The sequence below is a fragment of the Pelagibacterium halotolerans B2 genome, from assembly GCF_000230555.1.
GTDB classification, from domain to species: domain Bacteria; phylum Pseudomonadota; class Alphaproteobacteria; order Rhizobiales; family Devosiaceae; genus Pelagibacterium; species Pelagibacterium halotolerans.
On sequence record NC_016078.1, the window covers coordinates 3,281,103 to 3,299,492 of the forward strand.

The 18,390-nt window shown below is 60.4% G+C and carries 17 protein-coding genes and 1 tRNA gene; 12 read left to right on the forward strand and 6 right to left on the reverse strand.

Translation table 11 applies throughout. The features are described 5' to 3' along the window. Positions 1–20 precede the first annotated feature (20 nt). Positions 21–845, forward strand: a complete 825-nt coding sequence (locus tag KKY_RS16095) for a sulfite exporter TauE/SafE family protein (protein ID WP_014132437.1) — start codon at positions 21–23, stop codon at positions 843–845. Positions 846–943: 98 nt separating this feature from the next. Here KKY_RS16095 and KKY_RS16100 read toward each other — a convergent pair whose 3' ends face one another. Further along, on the reverse strand, positions 944–1,912 hold the full coding sequence (locus KKY_RS16100; RefSeq protein ID WP_014132438.1) for an IS481 family transposase: 969 nt from the start codon (positions 1,910–1,912) through the stop codon (positions 944–946). Positions 1,913–2,070: 158 nt separating this feature from the next. After that, positions 2,071–2,145 (reverse strand) — tRNA-Gly (locus tag KKY_RS16105). Between the two features lie 218 nt (positions 2,146–2,363). Here KKY_RS16105 and KKY_RS16110 point away from each other — a divergent pair. The 3 genes from KKY_RS16110 to KKY_RS16120 all read left to right on the forward strand — a co-directional run bounded on the left by KKY_RS16110 (position 2,364) and on the right by KKY_RS16120 (position 4,333). Then, positions 2,364–3,299 carry a thioredoxin family protein gene (locus KKY_RS16110; protein ID WP_014132440.1) on the forward strand — a complete coding sequence of 312 codons (936 nt, stop codon included), beginning with the start codon at positions 2,364–2,366 and terminating at the stop codon, positions 3,297–3,299. 117 nt (positions 3,300–3,416) lie between these two features. Further along, positions 3,417–4,076: an LON peptidase substrate-binding domain-containing protein gene (locus KKY_RS16115; protein ID WP_014132441.1), complete on the forward strand. Its 660-nt coding sequence runs from the start codon at positions 3,417–3,419 to the stop codon at positions 4,074–4,076. Then, positions 4,073–4,333, forward strand: a complete 261-nt coding sequence (locus KKY_RS16120) for a Trm112 family protein (RefSeq protein ID WP_014132442.1) — start codon at positions 4,073–4,075, stop codon at positions 4,331–4,333. Before KKY_RS16115 ends, KKY_RS16120 begins: the two co-directional genes overlap by 4 nt. 9 nt (positions 4,334–4,342) lie before the next feature. Here the strand turns inward: KKY_RS16120 and KKY_RS16125 are convergent, their stop codons facing one another. After that, entirely contained in the window at positions 4,343–5,569 is a 1,227-nt protein-coding gene (locus tag KKY_RS16125; RefSeq protein WP_014132443.1) for an FAD-dependent monooxygenase, read from the reverse strand. Between the two features lie 291 nt (positions 5,570–5,860). Between KKY_RS16125 and KKY_RS16130 the strand changes: the two genes are divergently transcribed. From KKY_RS16130 to xth, 5 genes are all read left to right on the forward strand, one after another. Beyond that, positions 5,861–6,199 (forward strand): P-II family nitrogen regulator, encoded by a 339-nt coding sequence (locus KKY_RS16130; protein WP_014132444.1) that lies wholly within the window; start codon positions 5,861–5,863, stop codon positions 6,197–6,199. Between the two features lie 32 nt (positions 6,200–6,231). Beyond that, positions 6,232–7,605, forward strand: a complete 1,374-nt coding sequence (locus KKY_RS16135; protein ID WP_014132445.1) for an ammonium transporter — start codon at positions 6,232–6,234, stop codon at positions 7,603–7,605. A 256-nt stretch (positions 7,606–7,861) separates the two neighbouring features. Next, positions 7,862–10,459, forward strand: a complete 2,598-nt coding sequence (locus tag KKY_RS16140) for a DNA translocase FtsK (RefSeq protein WP_014132446.1) — start codon at positions 7,862–7,864, stop codon at positions 10,457–10,459. Between the two features lie 131 nt (positions 10,460–10,590). Then, positions 10,591–11,220, forward strand: coding sequence for a LolA family protein (locus KKY_RS16145; protein ID WP_014132447.1), 630 nt, complete (start codon positions 10,591–10,593; stop codon positions 11,218–11,220). Between the two features lie 85 nt (positions 11,221–11,305). After that, a complete protein-coding gene (xth, locus tag KKY_RS16150) occupies positions 11,306–12,106 on the forward strand; it encodes an exodeoxyribonuclease III (protein WP_014132448.1) in 801 nt (266 codons plus the stop codon). 3 nt (positions 12,107–12,109) lie between these two features. Here xth and KKY_RS19760 read toward each other — a convergent pair whose 3' ends face one another. The 3 genes from KKY_RS19760 to KKY_RS16165 form a co-directional block, all read right to left on the reverse strand. After that, the gene (locus KKY_RS19760; protein WP_083824151.1) at positions 12,110–12,601 is read right to left on the reverse strand and encodes a cyclic nucleotide-binding domain-containing protein; all 492 of its coding nucleotides are present in this window, start codon (positions 12,599–12,601) and stop codon (positions 12,110–12,112) included. A gap of 47 nt (positions 12,602–12,648) precedes the next feature. After that, a complete protein-coding gene (locus KKY_RS16160) occupies positions 12,649–13,332 on the reverse strand; it encodes a response regulator transcription factor (RefSeq protein ID WP_014132450.1) in 684 nt (227 codons plus the stop codon). 105 nt (positions 13,333–13,437) lie between these two features. Beyond that, positions 13,438–14,112, reverse strand: coding sequence for a YggS family pyridoxal phosphate-dependent enzyme (locus KKY_RS16165; RefSeq protein ID WP_014132451.1), 675 nt, complete (start codon positions 14,110–14,112; stop codon positions 13,438–13,440). 93 nt (positions 14,113–14,205) lie between these two features. Between KKY_RS16165 and leuS the strand changes: the two genes are divergently transcribed. The 3 genes from leuS to holA are packed head-to-tail and all read left to right on the forward strand — an operon-like array spanning position 14,206 to position 18,327. After that, complete coding sequence (gene leuS, locus KKY_RS16170) at positions 14,206–16,827, forward strand: leucine--tRNA ligase (RefSeq protein ID WP_014132452.1); 2,622 nt, start codon at positions 14,206–14,208, stop codon at positions 16,825–16,827. Then, positions 16,814–17,308 (forward strand): hypothetical protein, encoded by a 495-nt coding sequence (locus tag KKY_RS16175; RefSeq protein ID WP_139305090.1) that lies wholly within the window; start codon positions 16,814–16,816, stop codon positions 17,306–17,308. Before leuS ends, KKY_RS16175 begins: the two co-directional genes overlap by 14 nt. Next, positions 17,305–18,327: a DNA polymerase III subunit delta gene (holA, locus tag KKY_RS16180; protein WP_014132454.1), complete on the forward strand. Its 1,023-nt coding sequence runs from the start codon at positions 17,305–17,307 to the stop codon at positions 18,325–18,327. Before KKY_RS16175 ends, holA begins: the two co-directional genes overlap by 4 nt. Positions 18,328–18,390: the final 63 nt, after the last annotated feature.

An 18,390-nucleotide genomic window follows, 5' to 3' on the forward strand; every position in this document is an offset into this window, starting at 1 on the left:
AGAGCAGGGATTAAAGTTAAATGTTGGACGTCGATCCGGGCCAGGCCCTCTTCCTGCTCGCCACCCTGCTGGCAACCGGCGCAATCGCGGGCATTATTTCCGGACTTCTGGGCGTTGGCGGCGGCATTGTCATAGTGCCCGTGCTGTTTTTTGTCTTTCTCGCACTCGACGTGTCCGAAACTGTGCGCATGCATGTCGCCGTCGGCACATCGCTGGCTACCATAATCTTTACCGGCTTTATGTCCGCGCGATCGCACTGGAAACGCGGCAGCGTCGATACGGCCCTGCTGCGCAGCTGGGGACCGTGGATCGCTTTCGGCGTCGTTGCCGGCACCATAATCGGCGGCAACGTGTCAGGCACGGTCCTCACGCTGGTGTTCGCTGCCATCGCGGCGCTCGTGGCAATCAATATGGCTTTCAAGCCCGCCGACGCGGCCAAGCCCCGTCCCATGCCGGGAACGCCACTCAAACAAATCCTTTCGACGATCATCGGGCTGATTTCGGTGATGATGGGGATTGGCGGCGGAACGCTGGCGGTTCCAATTCTATCGTTTTTTACGTACCCCATTCGCCTTGCAGTCGGCACCGCCGCAGCAATCGGCCTCATCATCGCCGTGCCCGGAACGATCGGCTACGCTCTGTTCGGCCTGGGCACGCCCGATCTGCCGCCGTTCTCGCTTGGCTATGTCAACCTTGCCGGGCTGATCGCCATCATCCCCACATCGATGCTGACGGCACCGCTCGGGGTCAGGCTCGCTCACGCCATTCCGCAACTGGCCCTGCGCTGGTGCTTTGCGGGGTTTCTGGCCATCACCTCCATCCGGATGATCACCAGCGTCTTTTAGAGCATTTCCGCTTTTCTTCGAATCGCGAAAATCCTCTAAGTTGTTGTTTCGTCGCGCGTCCGAACCGCAAAACCGTTTCCACTTTTGCTGGACGCGCTCTAGATGTGGTGCCTCAACAGGTTGTCCTCGGTCAGGCCGAGGCGACTGATGGGTGGCTTGGAGTTTAGGCTGCCATGGGGTCTGTGCCAATTGTACATATGGTTCCAGATTGGCAGATGGGCAGCGCGCTGATCGGATGTTTTGTAGGCGCGGGCATAAGCCCATTCCCTGATTGCGGTCTGGATGAATCGTTCGGCCTTGCCATTGGTTTGGGGTGTATAGGGCTTGGTGCGGATGTGTGTGAGGCCCAATTGGCGGCAGGCATCGCGGAAGGCGCGGGACTGGTAGCATGGCCCGTTGTCGGTCATCACCCGCTCGACGGTGACCCCCAAGAGTCGGTACCAGGCGAGGGCGGCCTTGAGATGGGCGACGGCACTGACGGCCTTTTCGTCAGGGTGGATCTGGGTAAATGACAGCCGTGAATGGTCGTCGATAGCGACATGGACGAATTCCCAGCCGGGCGCAGTGCCGTTTCCGCGCTGGCTGCTCTGCCGGCGCCGGTCACCGGTGATGCGGTGACCGCTCCGATTGAATTTGCCCAACTTCTTGATGTCTATATGGATCATCTCGCCGGGACGCTTGCGTTCATAGCGACGCACCGGCTCGGCCGGGTCGATGTCTCTTAGCCGCGAAAGGCCGGCCCGCTTGAGCACTCTGCTGACCGTGGCCGGCGATACGCCAACCTCCATGGCGATATGGTTGCCGGTCCACCGTAGACGCCGCAGCGCGATGACGCGCTCGATGGTTGTTTGCGGGACAGGGCAATGTAGCCGGTGGGGCCGCGACGAACGGTCGGTCATGCCCGCTCGGCCCTCTGATGTGTAGCGCTCTACCCAGCGCGCCACGATTTTTGGCGATACACCGTAGCTCCGCGCTGCCTGGGCTTTGGAAAGACCGCCTTCGATGACGCAAAGCGCCATCTCCTCTCGACGCAGCGGCGTCAGACGGGCATTCTTGTGGATGTTCATTCGGACCCTCCGGTGAGTGCTGAAGCTTGGTAACTCCAGTCTCCCCGTTCCGATCCGAATGGACAACCTATTGAGAGCTCACATCTAGAGGCCGAAACGGCCAAACAAAAAGGGCCTCTCGGCCCTTTGATCTCAAGGCTCCTACGCCTTGGATTTTTTGGAGCGGGCGATGAGATTCGAACTCACGACCCTAACCTTGGCAAGGTTATGCTCTACCCCTGAGCTACGCCCGCACTCCAATCCCGGACCAGCCCTTGGCGGCACCGCGATGGGCGCCTATATGCCCAACCGAAATGACAATTGCAACCCATATTTTCACCCTTCGCCACCGCACCCCTGCCAGGACGGCAAACAGCCAATCGCTTTGGGCTTTTGCACCGGCGCCCGGCTTGGTGTAAGGCTCGTCGCAAATATCGGCGCCCAACCGAAGGGCCAGTAAAGGCATCACCAGATGGACCTCAATCTCAATACACAGCAGGCCCAGACCCAGGATGGGCTGATCGTTGATTCTTCGACGGCGCGCTTTCAGGCTGACGTCCTCGAGGCCTCCATGCAGCGCCCCGTTCTAGTCGATTTCTGGGCTCCCTGGTGCGGACCGTGCAAACAGCTGACGCCAGCATTGGAGAAAATTGTCACTGCCTTGGGCGGCAAGGTGGCTCTGGTCAAGATTAACGTCGACGAAAATCAGGCTCTCGCGGGCCAGATGGGCGTACAATCGATTCCCGCCGTCTTCGGCTTTGTCGGTGGTCGGCCGGTCGACGGCTTCATGGGTGCATTGCCCGAAAGCGAAGTCGCCCGCTTTGCTCAAAAGCTTATCGATATGGCCGCCAAGGCCGGTGTCGGCGGGCCATCGGAAGCTGAAAGCCAGATCACAGCCGCCATGGAAGCCGCGCAGGCGGCCCTGGAGGCCGAAGATCTGGAACGGGCCTATCAGATATTTGCCACGGTGCTGCGCCATGCGCCCGACAATCTTGATGCGCTGGTTGGTGTGGCAACGGTCCAGTTCCGGACGGGCGATCGCGACGGTGCCCTACAAACACTGGCAATGCTCCCCGAAGATCAGAACCACGCTGGTGCCGATGCCCTCCAAAAGGCAATCGCACTCGAACAGGAGGCCGAAAAGCTCGGCGACGCCACCCAGCTTGAACAGGCGCTTGCATCAAATCCTGACGATCATCGGGCGCGTTTCGACCTCGCGATGATACTGAACGCCAAAGGCGACAGGCTCGGCGCGGCACAGGCGCTGGTGGCCATCATGGAGCGGAACCGCGAATGGGAGGACGATGGAGCACGCAAAAAGCTGCTCGAGTTCTTCGAGGCGTGGGGACCCAAGGATGCCGCGACGCTCAGGGGACGCCGCATGTTGTCCTCGCTCTTGTTCCGCTAGATCGGCTGCCTGACGAAATCTCGCTTGCCCGATCCGCAAATACGACGAACCAAGGGCCTGGATGGCGATCCGATACAACCGGGCCCGGATCAAAGAGAAACCAAGAGAGGAAACGCCATGCGCCGCCCGGCCTCGATATCGGAACTGCCGGACATGCTCGCGCTCTTTCCTTTGAGCCGCGCGCTGCTTCTGCCCGGATCACACCGGCCGCTCAATGTTTTCGAGCCCCGTTTCGTTGCGATGGTCGACGACGCGCTGGCCGGAAACCGCATGATTGGCCTCATTCAACCGCGTGATACGGCAGAGGAAGCCCCTCGCGGGCAAGTTCCGCTGGAAAAAGTGGGTTGCATCGGACGAGTGACCCATTTTGAAGAACAGGCCGAGGGCCGCTATTTTATCATTCTCGAAGGTGTTTGCCGTTTCGCGCCGACCGAGGAGCTGACAACAGCGACGCCCTATCGCCAGGCGCGGATCGATACGTCTGAATTTGCCGCAGACTTTACCCCTGAGCTCGGTGAAGACGCCGTGGATCGCCCGCGCCTGCTCAAGGTGCTGCGCGCCCATGCCGAGTTCTCCGACATCGAGGTCGATTGGGACGAAATAGAAGACATGGCGACCGGCGAACTGGTCGATCTTGCAGCTATGTTGGGACCGTATGGTGCCGCCGAAAAACAGGCCCTGCTCGAGGCCCGCACACTGGTCGAACGCGCCGAAACCCTTATGGCCCTCGCCGAGATTGAAATGGCCCGGGCCCGGTCGGGTGTCGTTTTGCAATGACAATGGATGATGCCCCAGCCCCGGCGGGGGATAATCCGCGCTACAGGCTCGACCCGCGCACCATCGAAATGCTCGTGTGCCCGGTCACCAAAACGCGGCTTACACTTTCGGCCGATGGCACAGAGCTGATCTCGATCGTTGCCCGCTACGCCTTTCCGATCCGCAAGGGCGTTCCCTTGCTGGTGATCGATGCAGCGCGCCGGATTGACGAGGAGGAAGCCGAAGCATTGCGAACCCGACCGGGGCCTGGAAATTGAGACCGCATCCTAAAGTGGGATGCCCCTGAGCAGCTTGGCGCCCGCTTGCCCTGCCGCCTGGCTCATGAACGTATCCTTCAAAGGATCGATGCGATTGACAAGCGAGAGCCCGAAATCGCGCGCCGCCCGGACCGGGGCGACATCATTGGAAAACAACCGATTGAGCCCATCTGTCGCACATGCCATCAACGCAGTATCGGCGCGCCGTCGGCGTTCGTAGCGCTCGAGTACAGTCATCGAGCCCAAATCTTCGCCGAGCCTGACGGCATCGACCAGCACCTCGGCGAGAACCGCAACATCACGCAATCCCAGATTGAGTCCCTGCCCGGCGAGTGGGTGGATGACGTGAGCTGCATCGCCCACCAGCGCCAGCCGCGGGGCGGCCAATCGACGGGCCAGTACCAAACTCAGGGGAAAGCTCTGAACCGTTTCGATGATTTCGACGGAGCCGAGCACCGAACCCATGGCGACTTCGATCCGCTGTGCGAGATCGCTGGGCGCCATGGCAACGAGTGCTTGCGCGGCCTGGGGCTTTTCCGTCCACACCAGTGAAGAGCGATTGCCCGCCAAAGGCAGGGAAGCGAAAGGGCCGGCAGGCCGGAAATGCTCATAGGCCACATCATGATGCGGCAGGGCATGGCCGATGGTGGTCACGAGGCCCGACTGCCTGTAATCCCGGGAAAAGGCCCTGATGCCAGCAAGCCCGCGTAGCGTCGACTTGCCCCCATCGGCAGCCACGATCAACCCGGCCGACAGGCTTCGCCCATCTTCAAGATCAATCCGACCGATGGCCGGCCCCGCGCTAAACGCGGATACGGTTCCGGGCTCGACAATGGTCACCAGATTTCGCGCCGCAGCGATCAGGCTGGCGGCGCTCGCCGTGTTGGGAACCATATGCGCAAAGGGTTCACCGGGAGCCTTTGGCCCGGAAAAATCGAGAAACACCGGGCGGCTGATGTCGCCGCTCCCCGAATCGGTGATTTTCATCTGCGCAATGGGATTGGCGGCACCAGCCATGCCGTCCCAGGCCCCGATAGCCTCGAACAGATGCTTCACACCCGCTGCAATCGCCGACGCACGCGAATCTCTGGGCACCGCGAGCGCCCGCCTGTCCAGCAGGCCCACATTGATGCCGGGAACAAATCGCGCCAATGCGATGGCCAGTGAAAGACCCACCGGTCCGCCGCCGACAACCAGAATGTCGAAAGATTGTACCTGGTCGCTACCCGCCATCATGCATGCTCCGGATCGTTTCCCGCTCAAACATGCGTCTGCGGCCGGCACGACGCAAGGAGAGTATTGCCGCACGCCCCTGGACGACCCTGCATTTAAATTCACCATTCCTTAAAAGATCAATCCAAACTTGCCTATTTTTTAGGCATGATCAATTGTGTCCGGAATTTGGCGCATTCATGGAGTCCAAAAAACCATCTTTTAAATCAATTGATTGGCGTCCGAAAACGCTTGTTGGCACGGCTTTTGAGTCCTTTTGTCGCGTGTCAGGTGCGGAATCGGAAAGGAGCACCCATGAAACTGCTAATAGCCATCATAAAGCCATCGCGGCTCGAGGAGGTCCGTCAGGCCCTCAATTCGCTCGATGTGCACGGCATGACCGTAACAGAGGTCAAGGGGTATGGACGTCAGAAGGGTCACTCCGAGATCTACCGCGGTACCGAATACGCCGTTCACTTCCTCCCCAAGCTCAAGGTCGAGATCGCCGTTGACGCCGCCCAGGTCGATGCGGTTGCCAGCGCCATCAAGGACTCCGCGCAGACGGGTCGCATCGGCGACGGCAAGATTTTCATTCTCGATCTCGAACAGGCCATCCGCATCCGTACCGGTGAAACCGGAACCGAAGCCCTCTGAGAGCCTGGCGTCCAACTAGGAGAAGGACAATCATGAATTTCAAGACAAGCAAATTGCTGGGTGCGGCGGCGCTAGCCTCCCTGCTCATCGCACTGCCCGCGCTGGGGCAGGATGCCGAGGTGGCCGAGGAAGTCGTTGAAACCCTGTCCGAGGGTGTCTCCGCCGACGTTGTGTTTATCCTCAACTCGTTCCTGATGATCTTCGGCGGCGTATTGGTGATGTGGATGGCTGCCGGCTTTGCCATGCTCGAAGCCGGTCTGGTGCGCACCAAGAACGTATCGATGCAGCTCTTAAAGAACATATCGCTCTTTGCGATCGCTGCGATCTTCTACTATCTCATCGGCTACAATCTGATGTATCCGCTGGGCAACTGGACCATCGGATCCGACGACACTGGCGGCTATCTGGGCGCCTTCGGTATCGGCATTCTCGAAGCTGTCGGCATCACGGCCGATGACGCCGATGATTTCGGCTATGCCGCGACGAGCTCGGACTTCTTCTTCCAGGTCATGTTCTGCGCCACCACCGCCTCGATCGTTTCGGGCACGCTGGCCGAACGGATCAAGATCCTGCCGTTCCTGATCTTCACTGTCGTTCTGACCGCGCTGATCTACCCGATCCAGGCCTCCTGGAAGTGGGGTGGCGGCTTCCTCGATGCCATGGGCTTCCTCGATTTTGCCGGTTCCACTGTCGTACACTCCGTGGGTGGCTGGGCCGCTCTGGCCGGGGCCATCCTTTTGGGTGCCCGCATCGGCAAGTACAATCCGGACGGCACCGTCAACGCCATGCCCGGCTCGTCCATGCCCCTGGCAACGCTCGGCACGTTCATCCTCTGGATGGGCTGGTTCGGCTTCAACGGTGCATCCCAGCTCGCGATGGGTTCGGTCGGTGACGTGGCCGATGTGGGCCGGATCATGGCCAATACCAATGCCGGTGCCGCCGGCGGTGCTGTTGCCGCGCTGATCCTGACGGCGATCATCTACAAGAAGGTCGATCTGACCTTCGTGCTGAACGGCGCCCTTGCCGGTCTGGTTTCGGTAACCGCCGAACCTCTCACCCCGGGTCTGGGCACCGCCTCGCTGATCGGCGCCGTCGGCGGCGTAATCGTCGTCTTTGCCGTTCCGCTGCTCGACCGACTCAAGATCGACGACGTCGTCGGCGCCATTCCGGTCCATCTTCTTGCCGGCATCTGGGGTACCATCGCGGTGATCTTCACCAACGCCGATGCGAACCTTGGCGTTCAGCTTCTTTCGATCGTCGTCGTGGGTATCTTCACCTTCGTCGCCAGCTTCGTCGTGTGGCTGATCCTGAAGGCCACAATGGGTCTGCGGCCCTCCGAAGATGACGAAGCGCTGGGCCTCGACAAGGCCGAAGTCGGCGTCGAAGCCTATCCGGAGTTCCGGTAATCCAATCTCAAGGTCCGGGCAACGCCCGGGCCTTTTTTTTGCTGAAGACGGCATGCAGCCCATATCCCTCTTGACCCCACATCAAAGAGGCCTTCCCACTCGCAAACGATATGGGCTGCATACCCTCTTCAGCTCCTCCCGGCCCTGCCATGTGCGGGGTCCCTGGCCCGCCCCACTGCGGCGGGCTTTTTTAATGGGCAAAATGCGGCATCGCGCTAATCCAAGGTTAACCATGCACGACTAGGGTTGGGGCCAAATGGTATTGCGTAAACCGACCGGCCGCTCGATGACCCTGCACCCTTCTCCACATCTGGACGACAGCCACCGCTCAACCCCGGTGCTTTCGATCACCATTCCCGTGCGAATCATCGGCATCGTCGTTGCGGTGGTTTGTGCGCTGGGGCTTGTCGCTCTCGCGTCATGGTCGGTCGACGACCCGTCCTTTTCCTATGCCACCGACAAACCCGTCGAAAACTGGCTGGGCTTTGCCGGCGCGGCCATGGCCGATATCGGCTTTCAGCTTTTGGGCCTTGGCGCACCCCTGCTGCTTTTGCCACCGCTCCTTTGGTCATGGACGATGATCCGCCGCGTCGTCCCGTCCTATCTCGGCCTGCGGCTGACCGGTTGGTTGCTCGGTACGATCCTGGCAACAGGGATGTTTGCCTGCTTCCCATCGCCCCAAAGCTGGCCCCTGCCGCTCGGTCTGGGCGGTTTTGTCGGTTCGGGATTCACCAATCTGTTCACGACGCTGGCCGGCGACGCGCCGCAGGGTTGGGGAGCAATTCTCTATGCGGTCTTGCTCGGCGTTCCCGCTCTTGGACTTGTCTGGCTTGCGGCACGGTCCCGGCCCGCATTCGAAAGCGATTTGCCGGCCCCTGCAAAATCCACGGGACGCCGTAAGAAAATCTCCGAGCCTGAGTCCGAAATCGACGACACGCCCGATTCCAACGGGGTGTTCGATGTGGCCATCGGCTACCTCGCCCACACGTTCTATGGCGCACGGGCGGCGCTGAGGCGCGTTTTTCGCCGCAAGCAATCGGACCAGATGCCGGCCCGCAACTGGCAAACCAATGATTTCGAGCCCCAGCTCGACCGGACCATTGCATTCGATCGTCAACAACCTGACGAGCCTCGATCCGGCGGCGATTGGGATGAGGACGCTTACGACGACTATGAGGACGAATACGCTTCCCAAGCCTCTCCGCGCCGCGAGGCCGACGACATCGCGCGCATGATTGTCGAACAGCCCTCCGGCCGGCCCCGGGTTGCTGCCCCGGCACCGCGTCCCGCCCCCTCCCCGCGGCAGGTGCGTGAGGCCCAGGCATCGTTTCTGCCCACCGACGGATTCGAACTGCCGCCGCTCGAACTGCTCGCGGCTCCGAGTTCAACCCAGGTCTTGCCCGAGCACAATCCCGAAGCACTCGAGGCGAACGCCAAGCGGCTGGAAGGCGTGCTGGAAGATTTCGGCGTCAAAGGCGACATCATCAATGTGCGCCCAGGCCCCGTGGTCACGCTTTACGAGCTCGAGCCCGCGCCGGGCATCAAGTCGAGCCGGGTGATCTCGCTCGCCGACGACATTGCCCGCTCCATGAGTGCTATTTCCGCCCGCGTAGCCGTCGTTCCCGGCCGCAACGCGATCGGCATCGAGTTGCCCAACAAAACGCGCGAAACCGTATTCCTGCGCGAACTTCTGGCCTCCAACGATTTCGACAGGGCCAAGGCCAAACTGCCCATCTGCCTGGGCAAGACCATCGGCGGCGAACCGATCATCGTCGATCTGGCCCGCATGCCGCATCTGCTGATCGCCGGCACCACAGGCTCGGGCAAGTCGGTGGGGATCAACACGATGATCCTTTCCCTGCTCTATAAGATGAACCCCGAGCAATGCCGGCTCATCATGATCGATCCCAAGATGCTCGAATTGTCGGTTTATGACGGCATCCCACATCTTCTGACCCCGGTCGTTACCGACCCGGCCAAGGCGGTCGTCGCCCTCAAATGGGCGGTTCGCGAGATGGAGGATCGCTACAAGAAGATGAGCAAGATCGGTGTGCGCAACATCGATGGCTTTAACGCCCGCGTCGCCGAATCCGCAGCCAAGGGCGAAGTTCTGACGCGCACCGTTCAGACCGGATTTGACCGGGAAACCGGCGAGGCGATCTTTGAGAGCGAAGAGTTTGACCTCGAACCCCTTCCCTTCATCGTGGTGATCGTCGACGAGATGGCGGACCTGATGATGGTGGCCGGCAAGGACATCGAAGGCACGATCCAGCGGTTGGCCCAGATGGCCCGCGCCGCCGGCATCCATATCATCATGGCGACCCAACGTCCCTCGGTCGACGTCATCACCGGCACCATCAAGGCCAACTTCCCCACCCGCGTCTCGTTCCAGGTCACTTCCAAGATCGATTCGCGCACAATTCTGGGCGAACAGGGCGCCGAGCAACTGCTGGGCAATGGCGACATGCTCTATATGGCTGGTGGTGGACGCATAAAGCGCCTCCACGGCGCCTTTGTTGCCGACAACGAGGTCGAGGACATCGTCGCGCACCTCAAGAGCCAGGGCACGCCTGAATATCTCGAATCGATCACCGCTGAAGACGACGACGGCCAGGGCAGCTTTGACGATGATGGCGGCTTCGGCGGCTCGGGAGACGAGCTTTACGACAAGGCCGTCAATATCGTCCTGAGCGACAAGAAGGCCTCGACCTCCTACATCCAGCGTCGGCTTTCGGTTGGTTACAACAAGGCCGCCACGCTGATCGAGCGCATGGAGCAGGAAGGGATCATTTCCCCCGCCAACCACGCAGGCAAGCGCGAAGTGCTCATCGGCGACAATGCCGACGGCTATTAGGGCCAAAGGGAACATGGTCGGTACACGACGAGTTTACCGCCCGGCCGCGAGGGTTCGCGGTCTTGCCGCAATTGGCAATTACCTCAGCGGTCAAGGGGTCGACCTGCCTGTACCCAATTGGAGTCTTTGAAATGATTCGCCTCGCCGCTGCCATCCTGACCGGCCTTTGCGCGCTTGCCCTGGCCATGCCGGCAACCGCCCAGTCCCGGACATTGACCCCGGACGAGGAATTCATCCTTCAGGAGATTTCCGCCCACAATACCGAAATCCGCACCATGGCCGGACGTTTCGTCCAGATCGACAGCCAGGGCGGCCAGATCGAGGGGACGTTCTGGCTCAAGCGTCCCGACATGGTCCGCTTCCGCTACGCACCTCCCAGCCGGGAAGAGATCATCTCGCAGGGGCGCGGCTTTTACGTCATCGACCGCCAGGAACGTACGCAATACGCTTATCCTCAGGACAATGTGCCGCTGCGCCAGTTCCTTGGGGACCAGGTCAGCCTCATCAATTCCAACCTGTCCGATGTCGTTATGTCCGAGACCCATGTTTCGGTGATGATTACCGACGACAGCCCTATCGGTGTCGTCCAGGTTTCCCTGATCTTTGACCGCGAGACGCTTGATCTCGTGCAATGGAGCCTTATCGAACCCTCGGGCGTCGAAACCACGTTCTCGATTGCCGAAACCGAAAAGAATGTCGAGATCCCCGACCAGTATTTCCGTATCGATCCGACCTATCGGTCCGTCAACGCTCCAGGCTGATTTCCTCTCGCGCGGACGCGGGGGTTTACCACGCCGGGCGGGGCGGTCATAAAGGCGGCACCCTTTCCGTCCTCCCGAGTCGTTCATGCCCTCGCTTGCCACCTGGAACATCAATTCGGTGCGGCTGCGCCTGCCCATCGTCCTCGATTTTCTGTCTCAGTACACCCCCGATGTCCTGTGCCTGCAGGAGATCAAATGCATGAATGACCAGTTCCCGGCCACGGCGCTGGCCGATGTCGGTTACCCGCACCAGGCGGTGCACGGGCAAAAGGGCTACCACGGTGTGGCCATCGTATCGAAACATCCGCTTGACGAAGTTACGGCGCGCGGATTCTGCGACATACCCGATTGCCGCCATGTTTCGGCGCGGCTCGACTTCGGCAAGGGCCCCCTCACCGTTCACAATTTCTACGTCCCGGCAGGCGGCGACGAGCCCAACCCCGAGATCAACCCCAAATTCCGCCATAAGCTCGACTTCCTCGCCGAGATGGAAGAATGGTTCGATGAGCTGGTATTTGATGAGCGTCAGTTGATCTGCGGCGATTTCAACGTCGCGCCGCATGAAAACGACGTCTGGAGCCACAAGCAGCTCCTAAGGGTCGTTTCGCACACGCCTGTGGAGACCGAAGCGCTCGATCGCCTGCTCTCGCGGCGCAACTGGGTCGACCTGGTCCGCCAGCACATTCCGATCGAGGAAAAGGTCTATTCCTGGTGGAGCTACAGAGCCAAGGATTGGGACAGTTCCGACCGTGGCCGCCGCCTCGACCACATATGGGCAACGCGCGACATTGCAGCACACGCAAGAGCGGCCCATATCCTGCGTCCGGCGCGTGGCTGGTCGGAAAAGCCGTCGGATCACGTGCCGGTCATTGTCGAATTCGCATAACAGTCAGCTCGAGAACCGCCCGCCAAGCTGCGCGATGGAATCGAGATAGCGCGAAAGCTCTGCCCTGATCGTCGTCGCAACGTCCTCGGCGAGTTCGGGATGGCTTCTCAGCAACTTCAGAAACGCCCCACGTGGTACGAAAAGCAGTGTGCTCGTTCGCGCCGCCCTGAGCGAAGCCCCGCGCGGGCGCGTCAGCATAAGACCGAGTTCGCCCACAAGCGCGACGGGCTCGATGCGAAACCGCTTGCTGCCCTCAACCGGCGAGTGGGTCGCCTCAAGGGCGCCTGAAACAAGCACGTAGCCGCCATCTGCGGCGTCGCCGGCGCTATAGAGAATATCGCCCGGCGCCAGCGAAACCTCTTCGCAGACAAACGCCAAAAGGCGCAGCTGTTCGTCAGAAAAGCTGGAAAAAATGTCGAGTTCTGCGAATGCGGCCACGGCCGCCGCCTCGTCCATACATGCCCCCGGCAGCGCGTTGAGGGCTATGATTGGCATAAATTACCGCGCGCGCAAAGACTTAGACAGATCTGGCTCCGAGGAAATCAGGGAACCAGCCGATATCCGCCCTCTTCGGTCACCAGAAGACGTGCGTTCGACGGATCGCGTTCGATCTTCTGGCGCAAGCGATAAATGTGAGTTTCGAGCGTGTGTGTGGTGACCCGGTTGTTGTATCCCCAGACCTCCGCAAGGAGCACGTCGCGGGAGATCGTCTTTGCGCCCTGCCGGTAGAGAAATTTGAGGATCGAGGTTTCCTTGTCGGTAAGCCGGATTTTCGAGCCGTCACCGTTTTCCAGCGTCTTGGCGGCTGGCTGGAAGCTGTAGGGGCCGATGGTAAAGACCACATCCTCGCTTTGATCGTGCTGACGCAATGCGGCCCGCATGCGGGCAAGCAGGACCGAAAAGCGAAAGGGTTTGGTGACATAGTCATTGGCACCGCTTTCGAGGCCCCGAATTTCGTCGGACTCACTATCCTGCCCCGTCAACATGATAACCGGTGCCCGAAATCCGTCAGCGCGCATGATCTTGAGCGCTTCGCGTCCATCCATGTCGGGAAGCCCCACATCGAGCAGCATGAGATCGAAATGGCTCGCCTTGGCGGTTTCACGCGCACCGGACGCCGTCCCGGCCTCCGTGATATCGAATTCGCGATAGGGTTCGAGCTGCCCCACCAATGCGGCTCGCAAATCGGTGTCGTCATCGACAACCAGCAAACGGCGCTTGTTCATCAGCAAAAACTCCCGCTTCTTCCTGGCAGGGATCAAACACCTGCTCACGGAAATGACATACGATTCAATCTAGCGTGGGGGACACAATCGCCAATCACATGCGCGTTATCGCGCCCCAAAAAGCGCGGATCCCACCCGAACCTGTGTCGCGCCCATAAGTATTGCCACTTCAAAGTCCGCGCTCATCCCCATGGACAACCGAGAGACCCCTGCCGCCCTTGCCAGGCGCGCCAATTGCGCGAAATATGGTCCCGGCGCCTCATCGATCGGGGGAATACACATCAAACCAACGATATCGAGCCCATATTGATCCCTGCAGCGATCGACGAATTCTACGGTTTCCGCCGTGGAAACGCCGGCCTTTTGCTCTTCGCCGCCGATATTGACCTGCACGAAACAGGGCAGACGCCGGTTCTGCTTGTCCATTTCCGTGGCAAGAATTCTGGCCAGCTTGTCGCGATCGACGCTTTCGATAACATCGAACAAGGCAACCGCATCGGCTGCCTTGTTGGTCTGGAGCGGACCGATCAGATGCAGGACGAGATCGGGGTATTCCGATTTCAGCCCCGGCCATTTGCCCTGTGCCTCCTGGACGCGATTTTCACCGAAATGGCGCTGTCCGGCCTCTATGACCGGAACGATCGCCTCGGCATCGAAGGTCTTGGAAACGGCAACCAGTTCCGCGACATCCCCTCCTTCAATCCGACGGGCGGCGCGCTCCATGCGGGCCTTTATGTCGGCGAGCCGATCGGCGGCAGTTTCCGGGGCGTTTGGGCTCATGGCAATGGTTGACCTTCCGGCGCTTTTCTGGTGATGGTCGCCTACCCAATTTCTCATCTCTTCTCAAGTATAGGGCGGCCACCGGTACTTTCTATGGCAAACGCTTCCGAGCGCTACAATCCGCGCGAACAAGAACCCCATTGGCAAAAGGTCTGGGCGGAGAAGAAAACCTTCGAAACGTCCAACGACGACCCACGCGATCCCTATTACGTGCTTGAGATGTTTCCCTATCCCTCGGGCCGCATCCATGTGGGCCATGTGCGCAATTATACCATGGGCGATGTGGTCGCCCGGTTCCAGCGCGCCAAGGGCAAAAAGGTTCTCCACCCGATGGGATGGGACGCCTTCGGGATGCCCGCCGAGAACGCGGCGATGGCCAACAAGGTCCATCCCCGCGACTGGACCTATGAAAACATCGCGGCAATGCGCAAGCAATTGCAGTCCATGGGATTTTCCCTCGACTGGAGCCGGGAATTTGCGACCTGCGACGAGGAATATTACCACCGCCAGCAGATGCTGTTCATCGACATGCTCGAAGCGGGCCTGGTGACGCGCAAATCCTCCAAGGTCAATTGGGATCCTGTCGACCATACGGTTCTGGCCAATGAACAGGTGATCGACGGCCGCGGCTGGCGCTCGGGCGCGCTGGTCGAACAGCGCGAATTGACCCAATGGTTCTTCAAGATTTCCGACTTCGCCGAGGACCTGCTGTCGGCCATCGATGGCCTGACCGACTGGCCCGAAAAGGTCCGGCTGATGCAGCGCAACTGGATCGGTCGATCTGAAGGGCTGCGGGTGCTGTTCGCGATCGCCTCGGGCGAGGCCGGGCAGGACAGCGTCGAGATTTTCACCACACGTCCCGATACCCTGTTTGGCGCCTCCTTCGTTGCCCTTTCGCCCGACCACCCCATGGCGGCTCATCTGGCCGAATCCGATCCGGCTTTGGCCGAATTCATCGCCGAGTGTCACCGCATGGGCACTTCGGCCGAAGTGATCGAAACCGCCGAAAAGCGGGGCTACCGTACGGAAATTACCGTGAAACATCCGGTGATCGAAGGTGCGACATTGCCCGTCTATGTCGCCAATTTCGTTCTGATGGACTACGGCACCGGCGCGATCTTTGGCTGCCCGGCGCACGATCAGCGCGACCTCGAATTTGCGCGCAAATATGACCTGCCCGTCATCCCTGTCGTCTTGCCGCCCGATGCAGACGCCAGCGAATTTTCCATTGCGGCAGAAGCCTATACAGGACCCGGCATCGCCTTCAATTCGGGTTTCCTCGACGGCATGGACGTCGACGCGGCCAAGGACGCAATCGCCCGTTTCCTGGAAACCGAAAAGGTCGAAGGCAAGCCCCAGGGGGTTCGCCAGGTCAATTATCGCCTGCGCGACTGGGGCATTTCGCGGCAACGCTATTGGGGCTGCCCGATCCCGGTCATCCATTGCGATATCTGCGGCATCGTGCCGGTGCCAAAGGATCAACTGCCCGTGCGGCTGCCCGAAGATGTCGAATTCGATACGCCGGGCAATCCGCTCGATCGCCATCCGAGCTTCAAGCATGTCGATTGCCCCTCTTGCGGCTCGAAAGCGCGCCGGGAAACCGACACTATGGACACCTTTGTCGATTCGTCCTGGTATTTCGCACGCTTTACGGCGCCGCGCGCCGAGAACCCCACGATCCCCGAAATGGCCAATGAATGGCTGCCGGTTGATCAGTATATCGGCGGCATCGAGCACGCCATTCTGCATCTGCTCTATTCGCGCTTCTTTGCCCGCGCCATGAGCCGCACCGGACATATGGACGTCGACGAGCCGTTCAAGGGCCTGTTCACGCAGGGCATGGTCACCCATGAAACCTACAAGGACAAGGCAGGCAACTGGGTCTCTCCTTCCGAGGTGGTTCTGCAGTCGACCGAAGGAAAGCGTGTTGCAACTTCATCGGTCACCGGCGATCCGGTGACCATCGGCTCGATCGAAAAGATGAGCAAATCCAAGCGCAATGTCATCGATCCCGACGACATGATCGCCGCCTATGGCGCAGACACGGTGCGTTGGTTCGTGCTGTCGGATTCGCCGCCCGAACGCGACGTGCAATGGACCGAAGCGGGCATTGAAGGCGCCTGGCGCTTCACGCAACGCGTTTACAAGCTCGTTGGGGAAGCGCGTGAACTGCTTTCGCTCGATCCCGCCATTATCGATGGCGAGGACCCCCGCACAATGGAAATCCTCAAGGCGGCCCATAAGGCAACGGCTCTGATCGAGGCCGATCTGGCAGGTCTGCGCTTCAATCGCGCCGTCGCCCAGATTTACGAGTTGGCCAACGCAATCCAGAAGTTCATCCCTGCGGTGAGCGAATCACCCTCGCTGGCCAATATTTCCGCGCTGCGGACCGCCATCGAGCGTTTTGTGCAGTTCATCGCCCCCATGATGCCGCATCTGGCTGAAAGCTGCTGGGCCAATCTGGGCCACCAGACGATGATTTGCGATACCGCCTGGCCGGAAGTCGATCCAGCCTATCTTGTTGACGATACCGTAGTTCTGGCCGTTCAAGTGAACGGAAAGCGTCGCGGTGAAATCGAAATGCCCAAGGATGCCCCTTCCGGCCAGGCCGAAGCTGCAGCCTTGTCACTCGAAGCGGTTGCCCGCATTCTGGACGGCAATCCACCCCGCAAGGTGATCGTCGTGCCCAACAGGATCGTCAATGTTGTTTGCTAGGGTTTTTCGCGCTGTCTGTCTGGCTGCCGCCTTGGTCGCGTCGGGCGTCCTGGCCGGCTGTACGCTGACGCCGGTCTATGGCGATGCGGCGATGTCGAGCCAGAGCCTGGCCCTACATTATGCTGAGCCCGAAACGCGCCAGGAGCAACTGGTCTATCGCACGCTGTCCAGCAGGCTTGGACCCGATAGGGCGGACGCACCGCAGTTTTCGGCCCAGGTTTCATCGAGCCCGACGCGGATTGGCCTGTCCGATGTGTCCGGACCAATAACCGACAATCAGCTCACAATAACAATAACTTACCTTGTCGTTGCGGATGGCGAAAGCATCGCAAGCGGTACGCGATCGGCCACGGTTGGCTATAGAACAACCGGTCAGATCGTGGCAGACGATGCCGCACGCGCGGCGGCCGAGGAACAGGCGATCGGTGCAGCGGCAGCGACCATCCGCCTAGCGCTGCTGGCCGATTTGCAGGCAAGATGACCGCTCTCAAGGGTCGCGATATCGAGAAATTTCTCTCGCGCCCCGATTTGGCGGCGGGCCTTGTTCTGGTTTATGGACCCGATATCGGATTGGTCAGCGAGAACGCGGCCCAGCTCGTCAAGCATTTTGCCGGCGATCCGCCCGATCCCGAGAGCCTGTCCCAACTGCATATGAGCGAGATCGATGCCGATCCGCAGCACCTCGGGATATTGGCGCGCAGCCCATCCCTGTTCGGCAGTCAGGCGACAATCCGTATCCGCGCCGCCACGAACAAGCTGGCGCCAACCCTTGTGGAACTGCTCGATGAGGGGGCTCAGGCTGTCTTTATCGTCGAGGGCGCTGATCTCAAACCGTCGGACGCTTTGCGTAAACACGCCGAGGCCCGCAAGGACGCCCGGGCACTTCCGTGCTACGCGGATACCGGGCAGACCATCGACGGCCTGATCCGCGAAACTTTTGCCAAGGCCAATATAAGTTTGGAGACCGATCTGGCGCCTATGCTGCGCGATATGCTGGGCAATGACCGGCAAGTGACCCGCAGCGAACTGCAAAAGCTGGTTCTCTATGCAGGCGAAGGCGGCAAATTAACCCGGGACGACGTCATGCGGCTCTGCGGTGACAACGCGGCACTGGCCATCGACGCCGTGGTCGATGCCATCGCCACGGGCCACGCCCGCCGCTTCGATGACGCCATGACCCGCGCCGCCGGCGCAGGAACCGACGCGCAGCGGCTCCTTATTGTTGCAATGCAGCATTTTTCACGATTGCGGGCCATGCGTGCCGAAATCGATGCCGGGGCCGGCATCGATCAGGTCCTTGGGCGAGCCACGCCGCGCATTCATTTTTCAAGAAAGGCCAGTTTCGAACAGCAGCTCAGGCTGTGGAACGACGACGGCCTCGCAGCAGCCTGCAATCGCTTGGCCAGCGCCATCCTCGAGAGCCGTAAATCGAGCGCGCTTGCTCCGGCCACAGGGCGTCAGGCGCTACTTGCCATATGCATGGCCGCAGCAAGACGATAGCTATTTCAGCTACTTATACCGATGTTTCACGTGCAACGCCCCTAGAGCCGTTCAGGATTTGAT